General features: G+C 47.6%; 22 protein-coding genes, 1 pseudogene and 1 riboswitch. Of the genes and pseudogenes, 9 read left to right on the forward strand and 14 right to left on the reverse strand.

Features of this window, described 5'->3' with window-relative positions:
• A partial coding sequence (locus GMA8713_RS18260) for an IS630 family transposase (RefSeq protein ID WP_157515568.1) occupies positions 1-634 on the reverse strand: 634 nt, incomplete at its 3' end.
• A gap of 622 nt (positions 635-1,256) precedes the next feature.
• On the opposite strand from GMA8713_RS18260, the gene GMA8713_RS18265 reads away from it, so the two are divergent.
• On the forward strand, positions 1,257-2,993 hold the full coding sequence (locus tag GMA8713_RS18265; protein ID WP_062712937.1) for a hypothetical protein: 1,737 nt from the start codon (positions 1,257-1,259) through the stop codon (positions 2,991-2,993).
• Positions 2,994-3,199: 206 nt separating this feature from the next.
• On the opposite strand, the gene GMA8713_RS18270 is transcribed toward GMA8713_RS18265, so the two are convergent.
• Positions 3,200-3,517 carry a hypothetical protein gene (locus GMA8713_RS18270; protein WP_232314484.1) on the reverse strand — a complete coding sequence of 106 codons (318 nt, stop codon included), beginning with the start codon at positions 3,515-3,517 and terminating at the stop codon, positions 3,200-3,202.
• A 334-nt stretch (positions 3,518-3,851) separates the two neighbouring features.
• On the opposite strand from GMA8713_RS18270, the gene GMA8713_RS18275 reads away from it, so the two are divergent.
• The 3 genes and pseudogenes from GMA8713_RS18275 to GMA8713_RS28605 all read left to right on the forward strand — a co-directional run bounded on the left by GMA8713_RS18275 (position 3,852) and on the right by GMA8713_RS28605 (position 5,858).
• Positions 3,852-4,736 carry an FG-GAP repeat protein gene (locus GMA8713_RS18275; protein ID WP_062712938.1) on the forward strand — a complete coding sequence of 295 codons (885 nt, stop codon included), beginning with the start codon at positions 3,852-3,854 and terminating at the stop codon, positions 4,734-4,736.
• Between the two features lie 12 nt (positions 4,737-4,748).
• A pseudogene (locus tag GMA8713_RS28600) lies at positions 4,749-5,072 on the forward strand (hypothetical protein); the annotation flags it as partial.
• Positions 5,073-5,078: 6 nt separating this feature from the next.
• The gene (locus GMA8713_RS28605) at positions 5,079-5,858 is read left to right on the forward strand and encodes an FG-GAP repeat protein (RefSeq protein ID WP_339385756.1); all 780 of its coding nucleotides are present in this window, start codon (positions 5,079-5,081) and stop codon (positions 5,856-5,858) included.
• 256 nt (positions 5,859-6,114) lie between these two features.
• Here the strand turns inward: GMA8713_RS28605 and GMA8713_RS18285 are convergent, their stop codons facing one another.
• Together GMA8713_RS18285 and GMA8713_RS18290 are read right to left on the reverse strand one after the other, a co-directional pair.
• On the reverse strand, positions 6,115-9,165 hold the full coding sequence (locus GMA8713_RS18285; RefSeq protein WP_062712940.1) for an efflux RND transporter permease subunit: 3,051 nt from the start codon (positions 9,163-9,165) through the stop codon (positions 6,115-6,117).
• Positions 9,166-9,167: 2 nt separating this feature from the next.
• Positions 9,168-10,259, reverse strand: coding sequence for an efflux RND transporter periplasmic adaptor subunit (locus GMA8713_RS18290; RefSeq protein WP_062712942.1), 1,092 nt, complete (start codon positions 10,257-10,259; stop codon positions 9,168-9,170).
• A gap of 187 nt (positions 10,260-10,446) precedes the next feature.
• Between GMA8713_RS18290 and GMA8713_RS18295 the strand changes: the two genes are divergently transcribed.
• Entirely contained in the window at positions 10,447-11,040 is a 594-nt protein-coding gene (locus GMA8713_RS18295) for a TetR/AcrR family transcriptional regulator (RefSeq protein ID WP_062712943.1), read from the forward strand.
• 18 nt (positions 11,041-11,058) lie between these two features.
• On the opposite strand, the gene GMA8713_RS18300 is transcribed toward GMA8713_RS18295, so the two are convergent.
• On the reverse strand, positions 11,059-11,757 hold the full coding sequence (locus GMA8713_RS18300) for a class I SAM-dependent methyltransferase (protein WP_198159541.1): 699 nt from the start codon (positions 11,755-11,757) through the stop codon (positions 11,059-11,061).
• Positions 11,758-12,060: 303 nt separating this feature from the next.
• Here GMA8713_RS18300 and bfr (GMA8713_RS18305) point away from each other — a divergent pair, with 303 nt between their 5' ends.
• The 4 genes from bfr (GMA8713_RS18305) to GMA8713_RS18320 all read left to right on the forward strand — a co-directional run bounded on the left by bfr (GMA8713_RS18305) (position 12,061) and on the right by GMA8713_RS18320 (position 15,331).
• Positions 12,061-12,531, forward strand: a complete 471-nt coding sequence (bfr, locus tag GMA8713_RS18305; RefSeq protein ID WP_062712947.1) for a bacterioferritin — start codon at positions 12,061-12,063, stop codon at positions 12,529-12,531.
• A gap of 2 nt (positions 12,532-12,533) precedes the next feature.
• Positions 12,534-13,007: a bacterioferritin gene (bfr, locus tag GMA8713_RS18310; RefSeq protein WP_062712950.1), complete on the forward strand. Its 474-nt coding sequence runs from the start codon at positions 12,534-12,536 to the stop codon at positions 13,005-13,007.
• A gap of 289 nt (positions 13,008-13,296) precedes the next feature.
• A complete protein-coding gene (locus GMA8713_RS18315) occupies positions 13,297-14,670 on the forward strand; it encodes a tetratricopeptide repeat protein (protein ID WP_062712952.1) in 1,374 nt (457 codons plus the stop codon).
• Between the two features lie 28 nt (positions 14,671-14,698).
• Positions 14,699-15,331, forward strand: coding sequence for a DsbA family oxidoreductase (locus GMA8713_RS18320; protein WP_062712954.1), 633 nt, complete (start codon positions 14,699-14,701; stop codon positions 15,329-15,331).
• On the opposite strand, the gene GMA8713_RS18325 is transcribed toward GMA8713_RS18320, so the two are convergent.
• From GMA8713_RS18325 to torD, 9 genes are all read right to left on the reverse strand, one after another.
• On the reverse strand, positions 15,332-15,964 hold the full coding sequence (locus GMA8713_RS18325) for a CDP-alcohol phosphatidyltransferase family protein (protein ID WP_062712956.1): 633 nt from the start codon (positions 15,962-15,964) through the stop codon (positions 15,332-15,334).
• A complete protein-coding gene (locus GMA8713_RS18330) occupies positions 15,957-16,643 on the reverse strand; it encodes an ATP-binding cassette domain-containing protein (RefSeq protein WP_062712957.1) in 687 nt (228 codons plus the stop codon). Before GMA8713_RS18330 ends, GMA8713_RS18325 begins: the two co-directional genes overlap by 8 nt.
• Positions 16,606-18,312 carry an ABC transporter permease gene (locus tag GMA8713_RS18335; RefSeq protein ID WP_062712959.1) on the reverse strand — a complete coding sequence of 569 codons (1,707 nt, stop codon included), beginning with the start codon at positions 18,310-18,312 and terminating at the stop codon, positions 16,606-16,608. Before GMA8713_RS18335 ends, GMA8713_RS18330 begins: the two co-directional genes overlap by 38 nt.
• A 49-nt stretch (positions 18,313-18,361) precedes the next feature.
• The gene (locus tag GMA8713_RS18340) at positions 18,362-19,495 is read right to left on the reverse strand and encodes an ABC transporter substrate-binding protein (protein WP_062712961.1); all 1,134 of its coding nucleotides are present in this window, start codon (positions 19,493-19,495) and stop codon (positions 18,362-18,364) included.
• A gap of 5 nt (positions 19,496-19,500) precedes the next feature.
• The gene (locus GMA8713_RS18345) at positions 19,501-21,678 is read right to left on the reverse strand and encodes a dihydrolipoyl dehydrogenase family protein (protein WP_062712964.1); all 2,178 of its coding nucleotides are present in this window, start codon (positions 21,676-21,678) and stop codon (positions 19,501-19,503) included.
• Positions 21,679-22,113: 435 nt separating this feature from the next.
• Positions 22,114-22,455, reverse strand: a complete 342-nt coding sequence (locus GMA8713_RS18350) for a hypothetical protein (protein ID WP_062712966.1) — start codon at positions 22,453-22,455, stop codon at positions 22,114-22,116.
• 377 nt (positions 22,456-22,832) lie between these two features.
• On the reverse strand, positions 22,833-23,426 hold the full coding sequence (locus GMA8713_RS18355; RefSeq protein WP_062712968.1) for a TfoX/Sxy family DNA transformation protein: 594 nt from the start codon (positions 23,424-23,426) through the stop codon (positions 22,833-22,835).
• A gap of 115 nt (positions 23,427-23,541) precedes the next feature.
• A riboswitch (cyclic di-GMP riboswitch) is annotated at positions 23,542-23,637 on the reverse strand.
• Positions 23,638-23,946: 309 nt separating this feature from the next.
• Positions 23,947-24,954, reverse strand: a complete 1,008-nt coding sequence (gene purR, locus GMA8713_RS18360; RefSeq protein WP_062712969.1) for an HTH-type transcriptional repressor PurR — start codon at positions 24,952-24,954, stop codon at positions 23,947-23,949.
• A 479-nt stretch (positions 24,955-25,433) separates the two neighbouring features.
• Positions 25,434-26,081 carry a molecular chaperone TorD gene (gene torD / locus GMA8713_RS18365; protein ID WP_062712971.1) on the reverse strand — a complete coding sequence of 216 codons (648 nt, stop codon included), beginning with the start codon at positions 26,079-26,081 and terminating at the stop codon, positions 25,434-25,436.
• Positions 26,082-26,105: the final 24 nt, after the last annotated feature.

The raw sequence follows: 26,105 nt of genomic DNA on the forward strand, positions 1-26,105 counted from the left end.
TGCAGTTCTGTCCCGGTGTGACCACTTTTTTCTGCTGGCCTTTTACCGTCCAGTCAGCCCCAATTTTGGGGTTAAGGTCGATATCAACTTCGTCTTCATAAAACACCGGATGGTCAACACTGCATTTGTCCAGCGCCTCACTTATCTGAGCGAGCTTTTCTTCCTTGTCAGGGTCTCGAATATTGAGGGTAGGTGCCGCCCTACGCCAGACGATCCCGATTTTCGGTAACCAACGCCTGACCGTAGAAGCCGCCACTGTACTTTGGAATACATCATTGAGCTGCATCGTTAAAAGCTCTGTACTCCAGCGGCTTCGCTGATAACCGAAATCCTGCGGGGAAAACTGAACCAGAATAGTCAGCATCGCACACATTTCGCTAACGGGAAGCGTTGGCGGTCTGCCAACAGGCAAAGCGTGCAGGGCATCCATACCACCTTGAGTAAACCAGTCAATCCACCTACCCACTGAGGAGCGGGCTGCACTGATAATACGGCAGACATCGACAATCGTTTTGCCTTCGTGGAGTTGCATGAGAGCAATAAGTCTGCGGGCATAATCCTTGTCCTTGGTAGTCTGTATCGCTTTTTTCATCCTACGACGTTCGCCACGAGGTATCGGTGCTATGATGGCCATCACTCAGTCCTTTTGTCGGTATGTTTCGGTTTGGCGATTGATCAGATCGCACAAAGCGGACTGAGTTTCTCTTATCTTTGAGATCTACTATTAGGAACAGCTATTTAGGGAGCGTTGGCTCCCTTTTGGTTGCCACCCTCCTCAAAGAGATGCCCAATCATCGTATTTTGTATGGGCCTCTAAGTAATTGCGTCACAATCAAAAATTCCCAATCTCAATAGAATTTCTCCATCTCAATATGCAAAATATTGCGCAACATCTTTCGATGTGATCGTGTGCTGAATATCGGCGTTGTTCTATTCAAAATCGCCATATTCCAATTTATGAAGCGCGAAATATTTATGGATTTCCTATATTAAGAATAGGTGGATAGGAGTGAATGGAAACTCACATCTTCCTTTAATAAGCCGTGACATGGTCATTGAATTTCAACAATAATATTAAAATAACTTAAATAAGTTACCTTGATTTTTCTTGTGTCTATATCAGGCTTATTAGCTGATTTTCAGTTATCTAGGCTGATTTTAGAATTATTAACCAAAGGTCTCTTGTTCGATGGATAAGAACCATTCGGCATACAGATCACAAGTTCATTCAGTAATTAGCTTATTAGGACGCTGATATGAAAAATAAGTTATTAAGCATTGCTTGTTTCTCCATAGCATTTCTCGCGACTTCAATTGTTAACGCAAAAGATGGTTATGAGGTATGGGCATCAGATCAATCCAATTCAATTTCCGATGCTGCTGGCGTTGGTGTGAAAGGTAGTTATTTGTGGATCTGGGATTCAAAAGATATTGAAGCACAACTTTCTGGATATGGTGATGCAAAACCAATTGGTTGTGGAAAAAATAATAATGGTCAATCAGTAAATAATGCCGGACCGTGTGATTTATTAGATATATTCCCTCAAGATCTCATGGAATTTAACGCTTTCGGTAATCCTACTGGTAATCGCTTGTCAGATCTTAATGGATTTGGACGACTGCATGGTGTAATCGCTGATCCGCAAAACCGGTATGTAACGGCGAATATTTTCGCGCCTAGCGGTGGCTATGTTGGCATTATTGATACACGTACCAAAGGTGCGGTGGCGTTGTTTCGCGTAACAGGGACAAATGACGGTGGTAATGTCGGCACTCGCTCAGTGCATATGTCATTTTGGGATGCCTCTGGCTCTGCGATCATCATTGCCAATCTTAATGGTAAGGTATTGGAAAGAATAAATATTATTCGTAATGAATCAGGTAAGATTAAACAAGCTTTGTTTAATCGTTCTGCTAGTTTGGGTGTGGGTAAGTCAATGTCAGTGACGGTGCCTGCTACCTATTTTTCTGGCAAAAATCAGCAAGGGAATAAGTTGATTGGTGGTATTGTAGGGGATTATTCGGAAGCTGATTTTGGTGATTTAACGCCAAATGGCTATTGTAAAGAAAATGGTTGTTTATCTGGCTTTGATGGCACATTTGGAGGCAGGCCGAATAACGTCATTATTTGCCCGATAACTTCAAAGAATAACAATCTATATATTACATTGGGCGGGGGTGGATTATTAATAGCAAAAGCTAACACGACGCCAATGATGATTGTTGGTGAGTACGGCAATGAAGCCGTTAATGGTGCTGGTTGCGGTGGAGTAGGAGTGGGTACCGATATGTGGATCAACGGTGGGGTGTCTGCATCAAATGCTGGAGCGACTCAATCAACATTTTCGATGTACACCATTGATGATACTGAATTTAGTGCTTCGGCTAACTCTGAAAATACACCAATGCCTACTGAGGTATTTAAAGATCCTACTAACACCAAAACCAATGGCAATGTAAATGGCATTAATTTGGTTAATCAAACGGGTCAGTTGCCTGATGTAACTACACGAAGAGACGCACACGGCGCTGTGGCGACAACGGATGGAAATTATGTTCATAACGTTGACCGTATTCAAAATGTGGTCGAGGTTTTTAACGCAACGACTTTTGAGCGGACGACCTATGATTTGACCTCTTACGATGGCCAAGGGTCTGGCATTGGCCCATGTGCAGCTAAATCTGTTGATGATGACGAAGGACTTCCAATTAACGACCCAACACCAGATCTTTTAGATGCGACGCCGGATGGAAAATACTTAATGGTAGCCCTAAGAGGTCCTAGACCTGTCTCGGTGGGGCACTCTGCTCAGGGCTCTTGTCCAGGAGTGGGTATTATTGAAGTGCTCAATGATGGAGAAAGCGGCAGATTACTTGGCGTGCTGCGTTCAACGAATACCGTCGATAACTCGATGGCTCCGGCTCCGGGGGGATATCCTTATTCAGGCAGAGAGCATTCTGATGTTCATGGGGCAATCGTAGTGAGAAAGTAACCTTAGCTAATTCGTGCTTGCAGAATCGGCGAGTATTTGCGGTTTGTAAGCATGAAACTGACAAATTTGACCTACCCTCAGGTGTTTGCCCTGTATAACGCTACCAATCATCACTCAAGTGTTTCAAAGTAAAACTTGTATTCACTGACACCATCTATGCGAACGCCTTTTTCTCTTAACTCAAGGTACTGCTTCATTTTAATGGTTCAGAAGTCCATTGCCTTCAGCGCAAGGATGATCCGCAGTTCATCCATTGAATGTGATTTTGCCTCAGAGCTGCACGTACCGCAGACAACATGGGTCTTCGGCTTAAAACCAATCTGATTAAGCCAGTGCAAGTCTTTGGGTTCTTTACGTGTACCGCAGAAGTTGCATTGATTCTCTTGTTTCAATGCCGCTTTTTCCCTCAATTCCTTCGGACTAGGTGAATTGGCTGATGGGGAATTTTCAGCCTTCTTATTACCACCGAACTGAGAAAACTGAACGACATTAGACATTGGGTTTGGACTTATTAATTGAGTCATACCCAAACAACCTGAATCCTGTATCTTCAGGTTGTTTAGTTATTTATTGAAGTGCACCGCATTCTTTAAAGGAGTGACGTGTCTCATCCGTGAAACTTTCTTTCTATATTCCCCCAGATTTATCTCAGTAACTGTCTGCTTTAACAATTAATCTGATTTCTACAGTGTCTCAGTCTTATTTTTAAATCAATATTCTCATAATTGAATTTACCTCAATCTTTTCTAGCTTATTTTTCGATACGAAATTTTATTTGCGCCTGATTTGTGATTTGGGTGTGCTGATTAGGCTTAACACGCTTTACAACCATTAGACGTAATTTATCGAGGAGATAAGATGTATTTCTTTAAGAAAGCGATATGGGTGCTGCCGGTATTCTCACTCGGACTCACCGCTTGTGGGGGGGATGACGCGAATACGTCAGCCTCCGTACCGGGGGACGCGAATAGTCTCCCTTTACCGGGCGCGCCGGTTTTAGCACAACCGACGGTGGGGGCGCTCACAGATGATGCTTATTCTGTCACTTTCAGCTGGAGTAGCGCTGCGAATGCGACGGGATATACCCTGTGTAGAAAAGATGAATCACAAGACGGTAACTGTGCAAAGTTGGGCGAACCAACGACCGATACATCGCTGACTCTGCCTCTGAGTTTGGACACGCCGGCTAACTATTTTGTATTGGCCAAAAACAGTATGGGCTCAACAGCGTCTGCTGAGATAGCCTTATTTCCCAAACCAGAGCAATTTACTCTTGTTGAAACGGAAGTGAAAACGTTCCAAGATCGCTCTCTTCAAGTCAGATTCAGTTGGAATGATGTCAAGTACGCGCAGAGCTATACCCTTTGTAGAAAAGATGAATCACAAGACGGTAACTGTGCAAAGCTGGGCGAAACGACTAACGATACATCGCTTACTCTGAGTTTGGCCCCACTGGAAAATTATTTGTCTGAATTTTTTGTGCTAGCCGAAAACAGTACGGACAAAACACCGTCTGTTGACCAACCCTTACCGCCAGAACAACTGACTAAGATGATAAACTACATCAAGGCCTCGAATACCGGGGTAAATGACAATTTTGGTTACTCGGTATCTTTGTCAAAGGATGGCAACACCCTTGCGGTGGGGGCTTACGGTGAAAGCTCTAACGGTACTAGCGAGGAAAACGACGATATGCCGACGGCCGGCGCGGTGTATGTGTACCGCTTTGACGGCAGCCGTTAGACGCAGGAGGGCTACATCAAGGCCTCGAATCCCGGGCAAAATGACAGCTTTGGCAGAACGGTATCGGTGTCAGGGGATGGCAACACCCTCGCGGTGGGGGTGCCATGGGAAGATACACAATCCGCAGGCATCGATCCATCACATGATGATACTGATACTTCTTTTAATTCCGGCGCGGTGTATGTGTACCGCGTTGACAATGGGAATTGGACGGAGGAGGCCTTCATCAAGGCCTCAGATCCCGCGAAAGGTGACTACTTTGGTAACGTATCTTTGTCTTCGGATGGCGATACCCTCGCGGTGGGCGTTTCTAACAGAGAGCACGGTGCCGGCGCGGTGTATGTGTACCATTTTAACGGTACCGATTGGGCGGAGAAGGCCTTAATCGAGGCCTTGAATAAGGAAACAGGTGACCACTTTGGCACATCAGTATCTTGGTCAGAGAATGGAAAAACCCTCGCGGTGGGGGCTAATACGGAAGGATCTGACGGTACTGACAAGGGAAACAACAGTATAAGCCTTGCCGACGCGGTGTATGTATACCGCTTTACCGACAGTTGGACGTACGATGAGGCCTACATCAAAGCCTCGAGTCCCGCGACGATTGACAAATTTGGTCACTCGGTATCTTTGTCATCGGATGGCGCTACCCTTGCGGTGGGCGCTATAGGGAAAGATACCTATACCGGCGCTGTTTATGTGTACCACTTTGACGGTAGCAGTTGGACGAGGGAACAATACATCCAGGCTTCAAATAAAGGGGCAGATCACTACTTTGGCTACTCGGTATCTTTGTCATCGGATGGCAACACCCTCGCTGTGGGGGCTTATAAGGAAAAGTCCAATGCCCAAGGCATTAACGGAGAGGAGATCAACGATGAATTAGACAGTGCGGGCGCGGCGTATGTGTACCACTTTGACGGTAGCAACTGGACGCAGCAGGCCTATATCAAGGCCTCTAATACCGGGGCAGGTGACGAATTTGGCAAAGTGGTATCTGTGTCAGGGGATGGCAACACTCTCGCGGTGGGGGCTAATAGGGAAGATTCCAGTGCCACTGGCATTAACGGTGACGGAAACATTGGCGGTGGAGGTGATAGCGGCGCAGTGTACATCTACTAGCCCATACCAGTAGTCACAATAGACGCGCCCAAACACGGTGTTGCACCAGACCGAGAGGTGAAATCCGTGAATCGGGCGCGTCCATATCTATCCCAATGGCTCGGTTTCTTTTTGTAGGCTCAACCGCCAATGCGCTAAAATAACAAAGTGAATGCGACACTTTTTGTAAATAGAGCTAAGTCAGAATTGTCCAAAAATCATTTCCAAAACAAAAAGGGAGCCACTTGGCTCCCTTGGCATTTCCTTTCAGCCTGCTTTAAGCAGCCTCCACCTTCACCCTGAAGAAAATCGCATAGAACAGCGGGATCACTACCAAGGTCAGGATGGTTGCGAACAGCAGACCAAACATAATGGTCACTGCCATGCTCTTGAAGAAGGGGTCTATTAAGAGCGGGGCAACGCCCAGAATGGTGGTGAATGCGCCAAGCAATACCGGACGGGCGCGGCTGAGGGCGGCGTCGATAATCGCATAGCAGGGCGCTTTACCATCGCGGATTTCTACGTCTGCCTGATCAACCAATACAATGGCGTTTTTCACCATCATACCAATCAAGCTCAGGAAGCCGAGGATTGCCATAAACTCAAACGGCGTCTGGAAAACAATCAAACCGACCGTCACACTTACCACTGCCAGTGGGGCAGTCAGCCAAATCACCAGTGGTTGGCGCAGGGCGTTGAACATAAAGACAACGGCCAGAATCATGGCTGCGAAACCGTAAGGTGCAGAAATCACCAGACCTTCGTTGGCATCTTTCGAGGCTTTGTATTCTCCGTACCACTTGAGCTCGTAGCCCGCTGGCAGGTCAATGGCTTCAATCTTGTTACGGACATCGTTGAACGCATCCGCTGTCAACACACCCGGTGCAGGGTCAGCCTGAACCAGAATGGTTGGTACGCGGTTGATTCGGCGAAGAATCGCATCCTGATACACCACGTCGACTGAATCCACCAACTGGCTTACCGGAATAAAGGTGCCTACTGCAGGGCTGAATACTTCGGTGTTTTCAATCGCACGCTGGTGGTTGCGTTCGCTTTCAGGAGCGCGCACCACAATCGGGATCAAGTCATCACCTTCACGGTAAACTCCCACGTTACGCCCGGTCAGGGTTTGGGCAATCGCCTGGTTAATCTCCTGCGTGGTCAGGCCAAATCGCTGTGCTTCTTCGGAAGAATAAACAGGGCGAAGTACGGGCACTTGCTGACGCCAATCGTCTTGCACCGCAATCAGGTTATCGTCGGCCAACATGATGGCTTTTGCCTGCTCTGCCAGTTGACGCAGCACCGCGCTGTCAGGGCCTTTAAAGCCAGCTTCGATTTTCTTACCGCCGCCACGGCCAAGCATGAACTTCCATACCTTGATAGAAGCGTCAGGGTATTTCGCATCCAGTTCACTTTGCAGTTCGCCGAGAAGCGGAGCGATTTTGGTGTAATCGTCGATATCAATCAGCAACTGACCATAGCTCGGGTTTCGTGCTTCTGGTGCGTACGTCAGCATAAAGCGAAGGCCACCACCGCCAATCAAGCTGGTGATATTGGTAATGCCTTCTTTGGCTTTCACGTCTTTCTCGATGTCTGCGACCACGGCTTCGGTGCGCTTGATGTCTGAGCCTTGCGGCAAGTAGACATCAACCACGAACTGAGGACGTTGAGATTCCGGCATAAAGCCCGGTGGAACGAACTGCACACCCCAAATCGCGGCGGCCATTGTACCGAACAGCAAGGCACAACTGATGATGCGGCGATTCAACACCCAGGTCAGCAAAGCTTTGTAACCTGTCACTATACGACCCGGTTTCTTATCGGCTTTTACCGGCTTCACTTTGAGGAAGTCATGGCACAGCATTGGCGTGACAGTAACGGCAAACACCCAGCTCAGGAACATGGAATAGAGGATCACCCAAAACAGGGAGCCCGCGTATTCGCCCATGTCTGATGGTGACAAACCAATCGCACTGAATGCGCAGATACCGACGACTGTGCCGCCAAGCAGAGGCCATTTGGTGGCGTTCACCACGTCTGAAACCACAACCTTGCGGTCTGCATCCGGTTCTTGCTGCAATCGCACCAGAATACCGTCTGTCACCACGATGGCATTATCCACCAACATGCCAAGCGCGATGATCAACGCACCCAACGAAATACGCTGCATGGCGATATCTTCAATCAGCATGATGCAGAGCGTGCCTGCGACAGTCAGCAGCAAGACAAAGCCGATAATCACACCGGAACGGACACCCATAAACAGCAGCAGTACCACAAATACGATGGCAACCGCAGCAATCAGGTTGTCGATAAAGTTGGAAACAGAATCACGCACCGAGTCAGACTGCATGGAGATAACATTCAGCTCCATGCCGAGCGGACGCTGACTTTCCAGTTCTGCCAGACGCACTTTGACCGCATCACCCATATCCACGACGTTACCGCCAGTGACATTCGAGATACCAAAGCCGATCGCGCGCTCGCCGTTGTATCGCATCAGCATGGTGGAAGGTTCTTTGTAGCCTCGCACGATGTTGGCGATATCGCCCAGACGCAGCACGGTGTTGCTATCACCAACGGCGACTTGCAGGTTTTTCAGGTCGGCAACGGAATCAATGCTGGAGCTTGGGATCACCGGAATACGCATCGCTTGGGTTTCGATGCTGCCCGCAACTGTCACCAGATTTTGCTTTTGCAGCACCTGAAAGACTCTCTCTGCAGACACACCAAACTCTGCCAGACGTTCGCTGGAGATCTCGACGAAGATGGTTTCCTGCTGTTCCGCCAAGGTCGCGGTTTTCGCCACGCCCGGTACCAGCACGATTTCACGGCGAAGGGTATCGACATAATCCTGCAGCTGCTTATCGCTGAACCCTTCTCCGGTCACGGCAAAGAACAGGGCGTATACATCCGCAAAATCGTCGTTAACAATTGATGGGCCAGCGCCTGGAGGCAGCTGTCTTTGGGCGTCAGAAACCTTGCGGCGCAGCTTGTCCCATACCTGCTGGAGGTCAGCATTGGTATTGGCGAACTCAAGTTTGATTTCAACCGTCACCTCAGACATGCCTTGCATGGAGACGGATTTCACCTCTTTGAGCTCCTGAAGTGATTGCACCGCGCCTTCGATCACGTCGGTCACTTCGTCAGAGACTTCCTGTGCTGTTGCGCCGGAATACGGAGTGACAATCACCGCCTGACGGATAACAAATTCCGGATCTTCAAAACGACCGAGTTTGAGGTAGCTGATGTAGCCGCCAATCAGGGTGAGGGCAATTAGCACCCAAACACTGGTGCGTTTGGCAATGGTATAACGTGCGATATCCATTGTTATGCTCCAGTGCGTTCGTCAGTGTAAGGGCGGACTTCCATGCCTTCTCTCACGCTGGAAACTCCCGCGATGATGACACGTTCGCCAAGGGCCAAGTTCTGTTTCACGACAATGCGGTCTTTGACCAGCGCGCCCACGTCCACGTAACGTTTTTCAGCCTTGTTATCTTCACCGACTACCCAGACGAACTGCTTGCCTTGGTTATCAGGAACCACGGCGGTCAGCGGCAGGGTGATAAGGGTGTTTTCGTCAGTAATAGCATTAGTGTCTGGTATGACTTTCACAGCCATGCCCGGCAAAACGCGGAAGCCCACCTGCTCCAGCCCAAGCACGACAGCATAGGTTTGGGACACTGAATCTGCCTGCGTAGCAAAAGTGCGCAGTGTCAGCGGGAACGCTTGCCCCGGAATCGAAGAAATTTCTGCGATGGCTTTAGTGCGGTTACCACCAGACAACATGACTTGATGAGGAATGTTAATCACCACTTCCAAATCGTTGAGATCATGCACGGTAAGCACAGGTTCATTGGCTTGAACCTGAATATGGTTATCCATCATTTTGCGGCCAACAATGCCATCAAACGGTGCGTGAAGTTCGGTGTATTCAAGCTGGCGTTTTGCCTCAGCAACACGGTTCTTTGCCAGATCAAAGCGCGTAGTAATCGCATCTAAGTCGGCTTTGGAGATCGCCTGGCTTTTCTTATAAATCGCCTGTGCACGCTCGTATTCTAACGTGGTGTTTTTCAGTTCAAGTTCTGCTGATTCCAAAGCTGTTTTGGCATCGCGAGAATCCAGCGTTGCCAGTAATTGGCCTTTTTTCACTTCATCACCTTCATTGACGAAGATTTTGGTCAGTCGGCCGCCAATGCGGAAGGCCATGTCTGCGCGTTCAGCCGCGCGCACGACACCGTTAAAGCTGAGATCTGCGGCTTGTTGTGTATAGACGATTTCAGTTAAGGCAGGCTGGATGACAGGCGCAGTGACTAGCTGAACCGCTTTCTCGCCACAACCTGACAGAAGAAAAGAAGAGATGATCAAAGTAGCAATCGCGCCGCGCTTGAATGACGGTTTGCCGAACGTGTTGACGGCCATGTAGTTCCACTCCACAAAGAGACCGGCCTGCAAAGTCGGTCTGATCAGACAATTTTGGGGTTGGTGTTAAAACCAAAAGTAAACTCTGGAGTTTATCTTAAGCGTGTTTTGTGTTGAGGTAAACTCAAAAGTATACTTTTTGATTTCAACTTGCTAGATTTGTCGTGTTGAGGAAAGGAGAACGCTTATGACACGCTCAGAGCAAAAGCGCCTGGCGATTATTACTGCAGCCAAAGAAGAGTTTATCCAGCATGGATTTGCGGCTGCGAATATGGACCGCGTCTGCACAATCGCAGAAGTATCAAAGCGCACGCTTTACCGTCATTTTGAAAGTAAGGAAGTACTGTTTGAATCTGTGCTGACCATCATTCAGTCTTCGATTGATGAAAGCCTGAGATATGAATTTGACGCCGACAAAAGCCTGAGTGAGCAACTCACCGCGATTACACGCCAAGAAGTGGATATTCTTTATGGGACGTACGGGATTCCTTTCACCCGGACCATCTTGATGGAGTTCTTGCGTCAACCCGATATGGCTAGCCAGATCATTTCAAAAATCTATAACAATAAATCGTTGAACCATTGGTTTGATAAAGCGCAGAAGGCCGGGAAAATCAAAGCCATCAAGCTTGAATTACTCACCCAAACCTATTCAAGCCTGTTTAACGGCATGTTCGTGTGGCCCCAGGTATTCGATATGCAGCCAATTCCGGAAGGGGAAGATCTGGATCAGAAGATTGAGCATGTGGTGAGCGTAGTGGTGGGGTGTTGTGCAGCCTAACACTCCACGTTGTACTTTCTACTTCTGACACTTGATAAAGATGAAATTAGGGTGTTTTCTCAAGCGTTCATAGGTCTCTGGTGATGCTTGTTTAATGGCTCCTGAAACCTGTCCTTCTGAAATCTGGGTGATAGACAGCCCTGCATTGGTGACTGCATTTGTGATTTCAACCAGTGGTCGGCGGTAGAAGGTTACTTGAACCGGGGTGCCGACTGTGTCCCATTCCTCTTGTACCAACTCGGTGTCGAAGTAGTTACCCGATGCAGAACATTCAAAGTCTGCAAACGGATGGTGGGTTGATAATGCCATGGATCCGCCAGGTTTTAGCACTCGGTAGACGTCACTAAACAGGGCGGTGATGTCTTTCAGGTAATGGATAACCAAAGGACACACGATGACATCGTATTGCCTTTCAGCTTCTTTGGGTAAGCCTTCTGATAAGTCCTGAACATAGGTCGAAACACGGTCGCTAAATTTGTTTTTCACGATATCGACCATCTCTACAGAAAAATCGAGACAAGTAATAGATTCAGCGCCTTTACGGAGGAAGTAATCTGCGTATACGCCTGGCCCACAGCCTAAATCCAACACTTTTTTCCCTTCGATATCACCAAGCATGGCTTGTAGGTTAGGGCGCTCAAAAAGCGCGTTGTAGATATTGTCTTGAACGGCTAGGTCATATTGCTGGGCATATCTTGAATACATGTCGGATTTCATGATTTTTCTTCGGACTCGATAGGGACAAAAAAACAACGGCATTTTGAGGTCGAGTGGACTGAAATACAATCCTTCGCACAAGGGAAATCACAATAAGGTCAGTATTTCCACACACTTGTTTGTAAATCCATGGGCTTTTAAGGTTTTTGAAAAACAGTAACCTAAAACTGAATAAAAATAGGAATGGTTATCATTGGCTAATATTATGAAAATTAAGCATTTTTCTGGTTGTTGTTTACCTTGGTTTCACTTAGGATGTAGCACATCTTTTGGGATTACCAGCGTTATAAAAGGATCATCACGATGAAAGGTCACCAAGACGTTGTCGTTGAGCTGAATAAGATTCTCACCTCCGAGCTCACCGCAATTAACCAGTACTTCCTCCATGCAAGAATGCTGGGCAATTGGGGTTTTGAAGCGCTCAATAAAGCCGAATACAAGAAATCTATTCAGGATATGAAGCACGCCGACAAACTGATCGAGCGCATCCTATTTCTGGAAGGTTTGCCTAACCTGCAACACCTTGAGCGCCTTCGCATTGGCGAGGAAGTTCAGGAGATGATCGAGTGCGACAAAGTGATGCTGGAAGAGCAGTTGGTTCAGTTGAAAGAAGCCATTGCTATCTGTGAAGAGAAACAAGACTACGTCACTCGTGAGCTGCTAAACGACATCCTCGAAGACGAAGAAGAACATCTTGACTGGATTGAATCACAACTTGAACTGATTAGCCTGACCGGTCTGCAAAACTACCTGCAAGCGAAAATGGAGAAATAAAAATGAAAGGTAATCAAGAAATTATTGATGGTCTAAACCGCTTGCTGACGAATGAGTTGTCTGCCATGGATCAGTACTTCGTTCATGCGCGTATGTACGAAGACTGGGGTATGGATGAGCTGTATGAGCGCATTAACCACGAGTCTGAAGACGAGCGTGAGCATGCATCCATTCTGATCAACCGCATCCTTTTCCTGGAAGGTACGCCGGATGTTCAGTCTCGTGAAAAGCTTCTGATCGGTGCTGATGTCGAAGAGATGATGCAGAACGATCTGAAATACGAGTACATGGTGGCTGCAGAGCTGCGTACCGTGATTGCGCTGTGTGAAGAAAAGCAGGATTACCAGACCCGCGAAATCCTGTTGAAGCTTCTTGACGATACTGAGTCAGACCATATGTACTGGCTTGAGAAGCAACTTCGCTTGATCAATATGGTTGGTTTGCAGAACTACATTCAGTCCAAGATGGGCAAATAAACCAACATCTACTCCAATCAAAGGCCGCTTCACACAGCGGCCTTTTTTATTGTCGAGGGTATACCCATATGTGGGTGTAGGTGTTGTTTCGATAGGCGTAACCAAAAACGCTTGGTATTGCAATGAATTATGCGTTGAGACGCTGGATTTACCCGCCGAATATTTTGTTTCGCGTTGACCTTAAGCAGAAGCGACAACAAATCGTTTCCCGCCAGACAAAATATCCTAGTTTGTCACCCAATATTGACCTCGTTAAGCTCTCCTGACAGTTCGCTAAGGAGAATAAAAAATGGGAACAGACAAACGTGGGTTGGTTTTTACGGGTACTGACGATGCCGGTGTAGAACAATTTGAAGCCGCATTGGAATGGATATTCGACTATCGCCCTAATGCCATGGAGAAAATAGAGACTATCCTGGAAGCTTACCCTGAGTTTGTTATGGCTCACATTTTAAAGGGATACAGCATTGCCAGTGAAGGACGACACTCTTCTTTGGTAAAGGTGGTCGGCGTACTCAACGCTATTGAATCACTCCATGTAAAGGCAAATAGCCGCGAACGACAACACATTTCAGCTCTCCAAGCTTATCAGCGGGGAGATATTAAAGCTGCCTTGGAGGTATGGGCGGGTATTTTGAATGAGTGGCCGCTGGATTTGGTCGCTTTCCGACAGTCTACAGGTAATCTTTTCTGGCTCGGTGAAAGACAGCGATTGGTTGATACAGCTGCTAAAATAGCGCCTCATTGGCGTGAAGACACCCCTGGATATGGTTACTTTATTGGGGCCTTTAGCTTCGCCTTAGAGGAAATTGGGGAGTATGGTAAAGCTGAAGAGTATGCCCGCAGAGCGGTTGAGCTAAACCCCGCAGATGTATGGGCCATTCACTCACTTGCTCATGTGCTGGAAATGAATGCACGCACTGACGAAGGCATAGACTGGATAGAGTCACGTCGAGAACAGTTACCTACCCATAACGCTTTTGTCGGCCATATCTGGTGGCACCTTGCGCTGTTCCATCTTGAGCAGGGTAACATCGATGAAGTGTTCTCCCTTCTTGACGAGCACATTTACCCTGAACCTTCTAATTTCTACTTGAGTGTTCAAAACGGGGCTTCACTGCTCAAGCGTTTGGAGTTTCTAGGTATTAATGTCGGTGATCGTTGGCAGCGGCTCTACGAAGGTGTGAAGGATTCCTATGGGGACTATATCTACCTGTTTACTGAGCTTCACTCTGCTATGGTGCTCCATCGAGCGGGTGATAAAGAGGCAATCTCTTCATTGAAGCATGGGCTGAGTAACCCAAATGCTCTGCGCTATCCTTTCGAAAATGGGATTTCTCAACAGCTGGTTACGGGTATTGAGGCCTTTGAAAATGGCAATTTTGCCCACGCGGCAAGTTTGATAACGCCAATTCGATACGATATGGCAAGGCTGGGTGGAAGCCATGCCCAGCAAGATATTCTGCATCAATACCTGATCAACGCTGAGGTTCAGCAAGGCCATTTGGAAACAGCAAAAGGCTTCCTCAAAGAAAGGGTATCCCGGAGAACCCACTGGGACTTGGCTCCTGAAATCTATCTGAAAAAGCATGCCGAAATTGAAAGGCTTACGTTGAGTGGTGAAAAACAAGCGTTGAATCAATTACTCAGACGCGTTTTCTAATATTCCACAGTAACAGGATTGGTTTTCAATGACAGTAAAGGTTAACTTCTATAGCGATGTGCTTTGTTTTTGGGGTTGGGTTGGTCAGCATTACAACGACAAAATCATGCATCTCTGGGATAGCTCTCATGTGGAATGGCAGCATCATCATTTGGCTTTGTATGCGAATGTCCCCGAACGGATGAATTCCATTGGTGAGGGGGAACGTGGATACATGAAGTATGCCGAAATCACCGAAAGGTTAATGGCGAAATTTGACGGTTTGGATGTTAATCCAGATTTGTGGCGTAAAGTCAGACCGTCCAGTTCATTAATGCCACACCAAGCGGTGAAGGCAGTACAGTATGTTGCTGGTAATGATGTTGCGGTTGAACTCGAACATGCACTCCGAGAAGCGTTTTTCCGTGATGCACGGGATATCAGCCACTATGGTGTGCTAAAAGATGTGCTTGAGGAATGTCACCTTGCTACGCCAGACATCATGGAGCGCTTTTTGACGGGGAAAGCTCTGGCGGATGTCTATAGTGATATCAAACATGCAGAGGAAGACAAAATCCCGGGTAGTCCAGCGTGGGTTTTTGACTCTGGCCGTTATCGATTCTTCGGTCAAGTTGATATCGATGTACTGGCATTTGCCATCAATAATTTGGCGCGGGATTGATTATCCCGCGTTATCTTGAAGTGGATTATCTTTCAGTGTTTGATAGCCCGCCCAAATACGCGTTGCTGTGGTAATCCAGCAAAGTGCACCAAATGTCCAGGCAATTTCTGCAAAGTAACCAGGGAACAAGCAAAACAGTACAAAGCACGCAATGGTTTCAGTTCCCTCGGTTAACCCGCCAATGTAGTAGAGCGATTTGCTTTGATAAACCGGGTTTTCAATGTTTCGTTTACTGGCCATGATGGCAAACGCGAGGAAACTGGAACCTGTCCCCATAAACGAAAAAACAAGAAATGTGGCGGCGACTGCGTTTTGTTCGGGATTCGCTAAAGCAAAGGCAAACGGGATCATCGAATAGAACAGGAAATCCAGCGTGATATCCAAAAATCCACCTGCATCGGTAATTCCTTGTCTGCGAGCCAGAGCACCGTCTAACCCATCAAAAATACGGTTCAGGGCAATAAAAAGTAGTCCGAACCAATAATACTCGTAAGCAATTGCAGGCAGCGCTAACAAACCAATCAGGAAACCAATCACAGTGACTTGGTTGGCAGTGAGGCCGATTTTGTCAGGTATCTTGGCGGCTTGCTTTAAGGGCCAACGGATAACGGCGATGGAATAGCGATCAAGCATTGTTTTGCTCCGTATTCATAAAGCCCACTTTCGAGGTCGTTTTCCTTTCTTTGTTTGGCCAATGCAACAAAGTGCTTTCCATTGGCACGTCATCTTCATCGTGCGTGACCATGACAGCGGCGATATTTCGATTTTTGATTTGCTTGAAAACGAATGCGCGGAAGGACTTTCGAAGTGGTTTATCCAGCTTGCTGAAAGGCTCATCCAGCAAGATGACTTTGGGGTGCGAGAGAAGAGTGCGCATCAAACTGATGCGGGCTCGCTGGCCACCGGAGATTTGGTCGGGCGCTTTAAAAGCGATATCTGCCAGCTCAATTTCTTGCAACGTCGCCAATGCACGTTCCTTTTTCTCGGTGGCGCTCATGGTGTCTGGCAGACCAAACGCGAGGTTTTGCCAAACATTAAGATGCGGGAAGAGTAAATCATCCTGAAACAGAATGCCTACCGCCCGTTTTTCTGCTGGAAGCGATTGGATGTTTTGGCCATTAACCAGAATATCGCCATCACAACTAAATTCGGGGGCAAGGTGTCCGGCAATTGCACTGAGCAGCGTGGATTTACCACAGCCGCTTGGCCCCATGATCGACAGTACATCCCCTTTTTCGATAAGGAATGACATGCCATCGACCAAGGTGGCTTGATTAGATTTTATAGTCAGGTTTTGTACGGACAAACTCATTCACAGACTCTCTGGATTCATCATGTCGGGCGAGGCGACGGCGCGGGTCAGCCAATCGGCTCGAAGCAAGCGCAAGGGCAAAGAAAATAAGTGGCAGGAAGGCTTGTATCAGACCATACACAGCACTGATACGTCTGTCCTGACCACTGGCAAGGCTGACCGCTTCGGTGGTTAATGTTGTAATGCGTCCTGCGCCTAAAAGCTGTGTTGGCAGATATTGTGCAAAACTGACACTGAGACCAACAGCCCAAGCCAGCAATATAGCGGGAATCACAATCGGTAGCTTGACCTGCCACCAGGCCTTCAACGGACTGTGCCCCAAGCTGCGCGCGGTTTGTGTAAGGCGCTGGTCGAACGATTTCCAAGGCCCATCCAACGCAAGATAGACATAAGGGAAGGCAAACAGAATATGCGCCCAGATAGTCGCCGGGACGTGCCATTGCCCCGGCAACATGTATATCGCGACTTGAATACCGAAAAGAATGGATAACTGTGGGATCAGCATGGGGACGGCAATGACCAACTGCGGGAGTGATTTGTGGTACTTGTCGCGATACTCCAGACAGCCTACAGCAAATATCAACGCAATCGTTGCGGATATCAGACCAAGAATCAGGCTGTTGGTCGCAAGCTCAATCAGATGACTGGATTCCTGTTCCCAAAACCGCGTACTGGTGCGTGTCGGCCAGATATCAGGAAAGCGCCAGCGGAGAGCGAACGACCAAACCAGCAGCAGGGGTATCATCATAAAAGGGAGTATAGCGATGAGTTTAAACAGGTGTCGTCCCGGCAGAGAATAGGTTTTGCTGCCGCTGAACTGCCAGTTCTGCCAAACGTTAATCAGTACATATTCGAACAGGCGATACAAAAGCAGTGTGCCGAAACAGAGGACGAATAACGAAATTGCTCCTGCTGCCGCACGTGGCAACATCGACAGATCAGGGTCGTTGAACCACTGCCACACCAGTACCGCAAAAGTCGTTGGTGAAGTTGGCCCGAGAATCATTGCCACATCGACCACTGACAACCCATAAGCAATCACAGCGTAAACTGGGAAGCGCATTTTCGGCAGCCATTGCGGAAACACTACTTTTAACCAAGCCGCGGTGCGGTTGTAGCCCAGACTTTGTGAGGCTGCGAGTAAACGGTCTACTTGCATTTGCTTCAGCACAGAAAGGCTCATCAAAAGTAGGAAAGGGGTTTCCTTCACCGCCAGAGCCAGAATTAAACCAATGCCATTGCTGTCCTGAACCAGCGACCAGTGGTAGGGCTGCTCTTGTCCGGTAAAAAGCGTGATAAAACGGAATAACCAGCCTGATGGCGCAAAGGTGAGGGCAAAGCCGATCGCAAAGGCAACGTGAGGCATCGCCAGCAAAGGTGAAAGCCACTGCTCGATGCGCTTCCAGAATCGGGTTCCCCAGCAGGATTGAAGGATCAGAAACGTAAACAGTACAGCAACAAAAGAGGCGGTAATGCCAGTAAATAGGGTGAGCTGAATAGCTTTGTGAGTGCCGGGCCACTCTTGCATCGCTCGCCAACCTTCGAGGCTGGGTTCACTTAGTCCAAGAACGGGAAGATAACTGACAGCTGAAAGTAACACGCCGCCAAGTCCGGGAAGAAGAGGTAAACAGCACACGACTAATGTCATCAAATACAGCAGGCGTAACATGTTTACCTCATTTCACTTGAAGCGCCCGTGGCTTCAACATTTATTCTAATTATTGACCATAACGCTTGAGCCATTCCTGCTCTAACGCACCTTGCCAGCTTGGATGCGGCTCAGGTTGAGATTTGAACAGAGGCTTGCTGTCAGACAGTTTGACGACAGCTGGGTCACCCCAGTAATCGCTGTTTGCTTTACGCGCCTGCGCTTCTTCGCTCATCAGGAAATTGATCGCAATAAGTGCGCCTTCTTTCGCATTAGCGTTCCACGGAATGCCCATAAAGTGAATGTTGGACAGTGCACCTTTTTCAAAAGCAAAGGCTTTTGCGGAAGGCGCAAGTGTACCGTTTTTCACTGCCGTTTCAGCCGCATTGGGGTTAAATGTGATAGCGAGCAGCAATTCTCCGTCATCCAACAGCTGCATGGTTTCCGCGCTGGCCGCTGGGAACTTTTTTCCCTTGCGCCAAGCCACAGCATGCAGCTCATCCAAATATTTCCAAAGTGGTGCTGTCACTGCATTGAAATCAGCTTGATCAGCAGGCTTGTAGAACGGAGCGGTATCCATGCTTAATTCCAGCAAAGCGGCTTTCAGGAAGCTGGTGCCGTGGAATGCTGGTGGTTTCGGGTAGGTGATTTTCCCCGGAAACGCTTTTGCCAGACTCAGCATTTCATTAAAAGAGGCGGGTGGGTTTGCCAATGTCTTCTCATCATAAATGAAAACCAACTGGCCAACACCCCAAGGTGCTTCGAGGCCGTTAGTTGGTTCTGTGAAATCTTCGCTCACTGGCAGGGACTTATCGACAATCGACCAGCTTGGTAGGCTTTCGACAAACGGTCCAAACAACAGACCATTTGATTTCATTGATTTGAAGTTTTCACCATTAATCCAAACCATGTCTACACTACCGCCTTCATTCTTGCCAGCGGCTTTCTCGGCGACTAAGCGGTTTACGGTTTCAGCGATATCTGACACTTTGACATGTTGAAGAGTGACGCCGTAACGATCTTTTAGTTCGTCGCCCGCCCAACGCAGGTAGGCATTGATTTCCGGGCTACCGCCCCAAGCATTGAAGTAAACCGTTTGGCCTTGAGCGCCTTCTTCAATTTTCTCCCAGTTGGACAGATCAGCCGCCGAAACGGCTGATGTGAAGGCGAGGGCACAAGCTGCGACGATAGATTTCAAATTCATGGTGATCAATCTTCCTTAATCATGGTTTGAGATTTGTTTGCATTGGATTCGTTACGCATCCAGGTGTGGAACTTCTCTACCCAAGCCAACAGTCCTTGAGGAGCATTGTTCTGCTTCCAAACACCCGCTGTGTATTTGGTTGCCTCACTCATGGTTGGGTAAGGGTGCACTGTACCGAGGATCTTGTTTAATCCAAGGCCGTGTCGCATTGCCAAGGTGAATTCTGCGAGCAGGTCGCCAGCATGTGAACCCACAATGGTCGCACCCAGGATCTTATCTTTGCCTTTCGGTGTGATGACTTTGATAAAGCCATGGTCTTCCCCGTCCGCAATCGCACGGTCCAAGTCGTCGATACCATAGTGAGCCACTTCGTATTCGATACCTTGTGCAATCGCCTCTTTCTCGTTGATCCCGACACGGGCGACTTCCGGCGCAGTGTAGGTGGCTGCTGGCATCACAGAGTAATCTGCTTTGAATTTCTTAAAGTCACCAAACAAAGCATTCACTGCGGCATACCAAGCTTGATGGCCTGCAGCGTGGGTTAATTGAAATGGCCCCGCCACGTCACCAACGGCGAAGATATTCGGATAGTTCGATTGCAAATACTCATTCACTTTGACAGTACCGCGCTCTGTCAACTCAACGCCGATTTCCTCAAGGCCAAAGCCTTTGGTGTTGGCTACGCGGCCAAGCGCCAGCATCACATAGTCAAACTCGACGACAACTTCTTCGCCGTTGTGCTCAAGGTAGGCGCGCTGAACATCGCCATCTTTCTCAAAGCGTGTTGCTTTGTGGCCAAGCAGAATGTTCACGCCGTCTTCTTTGAGGCCGTTTACAACCAGTTCGGCAGCATCGGCGTCTTCACGGATCAGTAGTTGGTCTGCCATTTCCACCAAGGTAACATCTGTACCAAGGCGAGAGAAGCTTTGCGCTAATTCGCTACCGATTGGACCACCACCCAGTACCAAGAGCTTCTTAGGCTGCTCCTGAAGCTCCCAAACGTTGTCTGAGGTGAGGTAATTCACTTCCTGAAGACCGGGTATACCAGGAACCAAAGGACGTGCACCGGTTGCGATAACAATGTTGCGGGTGGTCAGGCGCTGACCATTTACTTCGACTTCCCAAGGAGACAGGATCTTCGCTTCGCCTTGAATGCATTCCACACCAAGCTTGGTGTAACGCTCGACAGAATCGTGCGGCTCAATGCCAGCGATGACTTTGTGTACGCGACCCATTACCTGTCGGAAGTCAACGCTGGGCTCACCAGCAGTTACCCCAAACTCTTGTGAACGCTTGATTTCATGCATTGCGTGACCTGCGCGAATCAGTGCTTTTGATGGCACACAGCCAGTATTCAGGCAATCGCCGCCCATTTTGTGTTTTTCAATCAGGGTCACTTTCGCTTTTACAGCAGCACCAATGTAGGTGGTGACCAAACCGCCCGCACCCGCACCAATCGCAATCAGGTTGCGGTCAAACGTGGCTGGCTTTTGCCATTTTGCGTAAACGCGGCGCTTTTGAATCACGTTCATGATCATCTTGGCGATGATTGGGAAAACACCCAACAGAACCAGTGATAACAATACGCCCGGTGAAACGATGCCGCTCAGGGAATCGATTTGTGCCAGTTGAGTACCCGCATTGATGTATACCGCAGTACCTGGCAGCATGCCGATTTGACTCACGATGTAGAAAGTGGCGGTGCGGATTGGCGTTAAGCCCATCAGCAGGTTAATCAGGAAAAACGGAAAAACAGGGATGAGACGCAGAGTCAGCAGATAGAAAGGCCCATTTTTCTCTACACCTTGGTTAATCGTGGCTAAGCGGTCACCAAATTTACTTTGCACTGAGTCTTTCAGAAGGAAACGGCTGACCAGGAAAGCAAGCGTTGCACCAATAGAGCTGGCAAACGAAACCAGAAGCAGTGCCCACCAGAAGCCAAATAAGGCGGCACCGAGCAGTGTAGCAATCGCTGCTCCCGGCAATGAAAGTGCGGTCATGGCGATGTAAACGATAAAGTAAATCACGCTGGCACTGACAAAGTTGCTAGCAATGGTGTCTTTTAGTGCTTCATGCTGCGCTTTTGCGTTTTCAAGTGTAAACAGCGCTCCGAGGTCGAAGGCAACCCAGGTGACGAATATGGCTGCAATGACAATGAGAACAGCTAACTTCTTTGTGTTCATTTCGGGTCCTTTTTTGTTGACGTTGTTCCACGAATCTGTCTACTCGAAAACGGGATAACTTCAAGTGATTTGGCACACCTCTAATTATGTCAAAAGTTTCCTTTTGTCTTAGCGGAATGCACTTCGTTACCAATGAGTTAAACAGGTTTATTGTCAAAACTGTGACCGAGGGAGTTGTTAAACCTCGGCTTGACGAAAGCAATACGTGGAGTTGCGCGCGATTCCTCTTCTTTTTTGCTTGCTGGATATGACCGAGGGGTTTTGGGAAAAATTACAAACTTATTCAAATTTTTCGATGTTATTCGCGGGGGTATGAAGAGTGAGTGCATGTATATCAAAGCTAACTTTCTGAAGTAATTGATAAAATTTTTACGCAAAGAGTGGGTCGTTGGATTACTTCAGTGTCTTTTAAAGATGAGAGAGTGGAAATCAAGTTTACAGGCAGTACGTGGTGTATTGGAGAACTAAAAGCCCAAGAGGAATCAGCGCAAGTGTCGTTGCGCCACCAATATGGTAGTTACGGTACCAATAGCTGCGTTGTGCGAAGCTGTTCAACCTCAAACCCCAAATCACTACCAGTGCGTTGATACTACAAAAAAGAATAACAATGATGGTAAGAAAAGACGGGTCAACGGTGCCATGTGTGTTTGTCGCATAGGAAACCGCAGGGAAGGAGAAACAGAAAAATACCGTCCACTTGAACCTGCGCGGCCACTTTCTGAAATGGTCGCGGAAAATTCTATCAATTTGGTCAGGAAACGGCTTTGTGTAGTGCATTTATTTGTCGCCATTTATGTATCTTCTCTTTTGGCATAGTTCAGATTTGGATGCACTGATAAAAGTTATGTACCACTATGTCTCATATATGTGATATATGTCACACATGTGACTTAACTGTGGCTTTGGCTAGGTTGATCGTCCTTCACAGCAAATCTCTTCCTTTTTACCACTTTACTTAGACAAACCCTTCTCATGTAAGCAATGGGTCATCGTATTACTTTCCATTATTAAGGCCAAGATTGTCTATCAAGAGGGAAGTTAATTACTTTTATCGTGGCTCTTTACAGTACAGAGTATCTTCATATCGTTGCTCAATAACAAAACAGCCAATGGCCGAGAGGGCACATTGGCTGTATATGAGAGAGGTTTTTCGGTTACTGGCGAAGGGTTTCGAGTAACTCGTTTCTGCGCTGAGGTGTAATCACAGACCAATGCTTTCCTTCAATCGCACCTTCTAGTGCCCAAAGCAACTCAAGACTTAGCGCATCATTGTGTGATTTCTGTAATGCCTGATAAGCACCTACCGCGCCTGCACGTTGCAACTCCTCGACGGATTCGATGCCCGCTTTTTTCAGCATGCGTTCCGTCGCAAGGCGAAGGTTTGGAAGATCTTTGATACGTGAAGGCGCAGCAGTCTTCTTTTCTTTCTGGTCTTCCCTTGCAATGGTCAATGCTTTAAATGCATGGTCCATGAGAAGATCTGATTGCTCCCACCATTCCTGCGGCACGGAGTAGTATTTGGTGACAACAGGGAATCCACGTTTCTTGTATACGTAGGGTTTCATACTAAGCGTTTTGAATTCAGATTCATTGGCTGTACCAGCGCGAAGATGAAGCTGGTCATTGACAACGAGTGCAAACATCGTCTCGTCGCAAAATACACCGAAACCGCCAAACATCGAGCGTGATTTCATTTTGCCCAGACATTCAAAGAACTTCAGTGTGTTTTTTAGAGTAGGTTTGTCCATGTGACTTATTCTCAATCAATACGTTCCTGGATGAATGGTCAAGGAGTAACGTAGCAAAGCTAATTCAGAGAATTGTCAACGCACCGGGTGAGCCGGAATGTGAAATGCTAACGTCATCGGTAACTCCGCTACCAACATCTGAGAGTCACTCTCGATGTGAGGCCGGAAGCTTTGCGTCCCAGGCTTTCGCCTTGGTTTGCCTTTTTCTTGACGAGATTTAGCTTAACCGAATCGCGTCATTTTGTCGTTATTGCTAGTCTAACAAAGTGTGATCTTAGTTCAGAATGGGCTTTATTGATGCCTTTATAATTATTCCGTTCCCTTTGTTATTGAAGAAATTTCGACTTTCGCACCCCTTATTCAATATGAAATAAGGGTAGCACTAGAAATCTAGGCATTTTATTGATTTTGAGGTTTGTCGCAATAATAGGATCAGTTTATCTAACAAACTTGTCACTAATAGAAAAGCCTGAACGTAAACGCTCAGGCTTTTAGGTTTAATAGAAGTAGTAATTTGCTGTTAATTGTTCAAGTTCTTTACAGAACGTCGCACGATCAACTCAGGCTGCATTTCGAAAATCTGTTGCTGGTTTTCTTTGTTTGCCAGACGTTCCATCAGTAGTTTGATTGCCGTTTTACCCAAACGGTTTTTAGGCTGATGAATCGTAGTCAATGGCGGAGAGAAAAAGCCTGCTAAATCGATGTTGTCGTAACCAATGATTGAAATGTCATTGGGCACATCCAAACCTGCTTGGCGGAATGTACTGATAGCAGCAAGCGCCATGATATCGTTAAAGCAGAATATGGCTGTAGGGCGTTCTTCAAGCGCCACAAGTTTGTTGGCGGCTTCTTCAGCAGAGTCACATTCGAAATCGGCTTCTACAATCCAGTCTGGGTTATAAGTTAATCCCGCTTCTTCCAGCGCTTTACGGAAACCGTCTAAGCGCTCGCGACACGTTAATTTATCCATCTGGCCTGAGATACAGCCAATTTTGGTGTGACCGTTTTCAATAAAGTGTTTGGTCGCAATATAGCCGCCAAGCTCTGCATTGTCCTGAATACAGTCTGTGTTGATGTGCTCAGTGCCCCAGTCCATCACTACCATCGGCAGATCTTGTTTCTTCTCAAGCAGCGAGAGTAGCTCCTCATTAAGGTCAGAGCACATTACAAGCAGACCATCAACGCGTTTTTCTGCCAGCATTCGCAAGTAATCGCGCTGCTTGGAAAGGTTACCTTCGGTATTGCACAGGATTAGCGTGTAGCCTTCTTTGTAGCAGTATTCTTCTACGCCATGCACCACTTCTGCGAAGAACGGGTTGGTTGATTTGGTGACCAGCATGCCAATAGTGCGGGTGGAGTTGCACTTCAAGCTTCGAGCCACTGCGCTTGGTGCGTAATTCAGTTCATCGACTGCTGCCCATACTTTCTTTGTTGTGTTCTCTGCAACAAAACGTGTCTTATTGATCACGTGCGAAACTGTTGTTGTAGAAACACCGGCGAGTCGAGCGACGTCTTTAATTGTTGCCATTCGGTAATCTTCTTGTCGTTTTCATTGGCAGTCTCTGTCATTTCGGACTGCACAAGTTTACGCCGCTCAACCTATCAGAATGTTTTCGATTCAATCCGACGGTATAAGCAGCGTATTAGGTTCTTTCAATTTATGTGTGTGCTTTTTTCTCTTGTTGGTGCGTAAGCGAACGCAATGCCCAAACAGTCTGACTGTTATCGACGCAGAGGAGAAAAAACGCGCGAGGCATTTACATGAGTTTGTTGTAAGATTTCAGAAAATTCTCAATGCCAATCGCTTGCGTTCACAGTTTAATGTCAATGGTCCTACGCCGCAATTATTGTGTCTTAGAGACGTGCATAAGGTTGATGCGCATCATGCTAACCACACAGTGCGTACTTTCAGTTTCAGCTAACTGAGCGCTAGCTTGGTGATTTTGAACGGCTATAAATACAAAAAGCCGGGAACAAGCCCGGCTTTTGAACACTGTGCTTGTCCGCTTATTCGCCGTTAAGGAAGGCTTGGTCCAACTTGATAAAGGACACCAACAAGTTCGCTGCGGCTTTATAGAAACCGAATTTTTCGAACTGCTGCACGGTTTGTTGGAACTGCTCAATCCAAGGCAGCATCATGGTTTCAAGAAAACGTTGCTGCTCTTGCATCATTGCTTCCTGCTTTTCCTCGTCTGTTTCTTTGTTCGCGAGGATCGCCAGGTTACCCATAAAGTCGAGTTCTACCGCCAAATGATCAAACGGCTCGTTAAAGTCTTTCCGTTGAGCAATACCGTACTTGTCCATCCACTGGCCCATTTCAACCGCTGGCTTGTCGTTCAATAAGCCGGTTTCGCCAATGTACATAGAGGCGTAAGGCAGGGCGCCAGACTTCGGTGTGCTTAGAAAAAGGCCACAGAAATCTGCAGCAAGCTCTAGTTGCGCATCTTCTCTGACTTTCAGTTTCGCCAGCGCGTAACGAAATTCCGCAATCGGGGCTTTCAATTCGTCGGTCATCGCCAACACGGAGTAGTAGTTATCCATGTCGCCGCCGTGGTAGTTGTCCAGATCTTGCTGGGTCAACTCCGTCGAGAAGAGTGAAGACATCCACCAGTAAAATTCGGCGCGTTGCTCGTTGATGGCGATAAATTCTTGCATTGTCATTCCGTAAGTAAGGGATGT

The sequence above is a fragment of the Grimontia marina genome (genome assembly GCF_900060185.1).
Taxonomy (GTDB): Bacteria; Pseudomonadota; Gammaproteobacteria; order Enterobacterales; family Vibrionaceae; genus Enterovibrio; species Enterovibrio marinus.

What these genes read in the sequence shown, in the direction of transcription:
- GMA8713_RS18265 (WP_062712937.1), top strand. Translation starts at nt 1,257, where the DNA reads ATGAAAAATAAGTTATTAAGCATTGCTTGTTTCTCCATAGCATTTCTC.
- GMA8713_RS18270 (WP_232314484.1), bottom strand. Translation starts at nt 3,517, where the DNA reads ATGACTCAATTAATAAGTCCAAACCCAATGTCTAATGTCGTTCAGTTT.
- GMA8713_RS18275 (WP_062712938.1), top strand. Translation starts at nt 3,852, where the DNA reads ATGTATTTCTTTAAGAAAGCGATATGGGTGCTGCCGGTATTCTCACTC.
- GMA8713_RS18285 (WP_062712940.1), bottom strand. Translation starts at nt 9,165, where the DNA reads ATGGATATCGCACGTTATACCATTGCCAAACGCACCAGTGTTTGGGTG.
- GMA8713_RS18290 (WP_062712942.1), bottom strand. Translation starts at nt 10,259, where the DNA reads ATGGCCGTCAACACGTTCGGCAAACCGTCATTCAAGCGCGGCGCGATT.
- GMA8713_RS18295 (WP_062712943.1), top strand. Translation starts at nt 10,447, where the DNA reads ATGACACGCTCAGAGCAAAAGCGCCTGGCGATTATTACTGCAGCCAAA.
- GMA8713_RS18300 (WP_198159541.1), bottom strand. Translation starts at nt 11,757, where the DNA reads ATGAAATCCGACATGTATTCAAGATATGCCCAGCAATATGACCTAGCC.
- bfr (WP_062712947.1), top strand. Translation starts at nt 12,061, where the DNA reads ATGAAAGGTCACCAAGACGTTGTCGTTGAGCTGAATAAGATTCTCACC.
- bfr (WP_062712950.1), top strand. Translation starts at nt 12,534, where the DNA reads ATGAAAGGTAATCAAGAAATTATTGATGGTCTAAACCGCTTGCTGACG.
- GMA8713_RS18315 (WP_062712952.1), top strand. Translation starts at nt 13,297, where the DNA reads ATGGGAACAGACAAACGTGGGTTGGTTTTTACGGGTACTGACGATGCC.
- GMA8713_RS18320 (WP_062712954.1), top strand. Translation starts at nt 14,699, where the DNA reads ATGACAGTAAAGGTTAACTTCTATAGCGATGTGCTTTGTTTTTGGGGT.
- GMA8713_RS18325 (WP_062712956.1), bottom strand. Translation starts at nt 15,964, where the DNA reads ATGCTTGATCGCTATTCCATCGCCGTTATCCGTTGGCCCTTAAAGCAA.
- GMA8713_RS18330 (WP_062712957.1), bottom strand. Translation starts at nt 16,643, where the DNA reads ATGAGTTTGTCCGTACAAAACCTGACTATAAAATCTAATCAAGCCACC.
- GMA8713_RS18335 (WP_062712959.1), bottom strand. Translation starts at nt 18,312, where the DNA reads ATGTTACGCCTGCTGTATTTGATGACATTAGTCGTGTGCTGTTTACCT.
- GMA8713_RS18340 (WP_062712961.1), bottom strand. Translation starts at nt 19,495, where the DNA reads ATGAATTTGAAATCTATCGTCGCAGCTTGTGCCCTCGCCTTCACATCA.
- GMA8713_RS18345 (WP_062712964.1), bottom strand. Translation starts at nt 21,678, where the DNA reads ATGAACACAAAGAAGTTAGCTGTTCTCATTGTCATTGCAGCCATATTC.
- GMA8713_RS18350 (WP_062712966.1), bottom strand. Translation starts at nt 22,455, where the DNA reads ATGCACTACACAAAGCCGTTTCCTGACCAAATTGATAGAATTTTCCGC.
- GMA8713_RS18355 (WP_062712968.1), bottom strand. Translation starts at nt 23,426, where the DNA reads ATGGACAAACCTACTCTAAAAAACACACTGAAGTTCTTTGAATGTCTG.
- purR (WP_062712969.1), bottom strand. Translation starts at nt 24,954, where the DNA reads ATGGCAACAATTAAAGACGTCGCTCGACTCGCCGGTGTTTCTACAACA.
- torD (WP_062712971.1), bottom strand. Translation starts at nt 26,081, where the DNA reads ATGCAAGAATTTATCGCCATCAACGAGCAACGCGCCGAATTTTACTGG.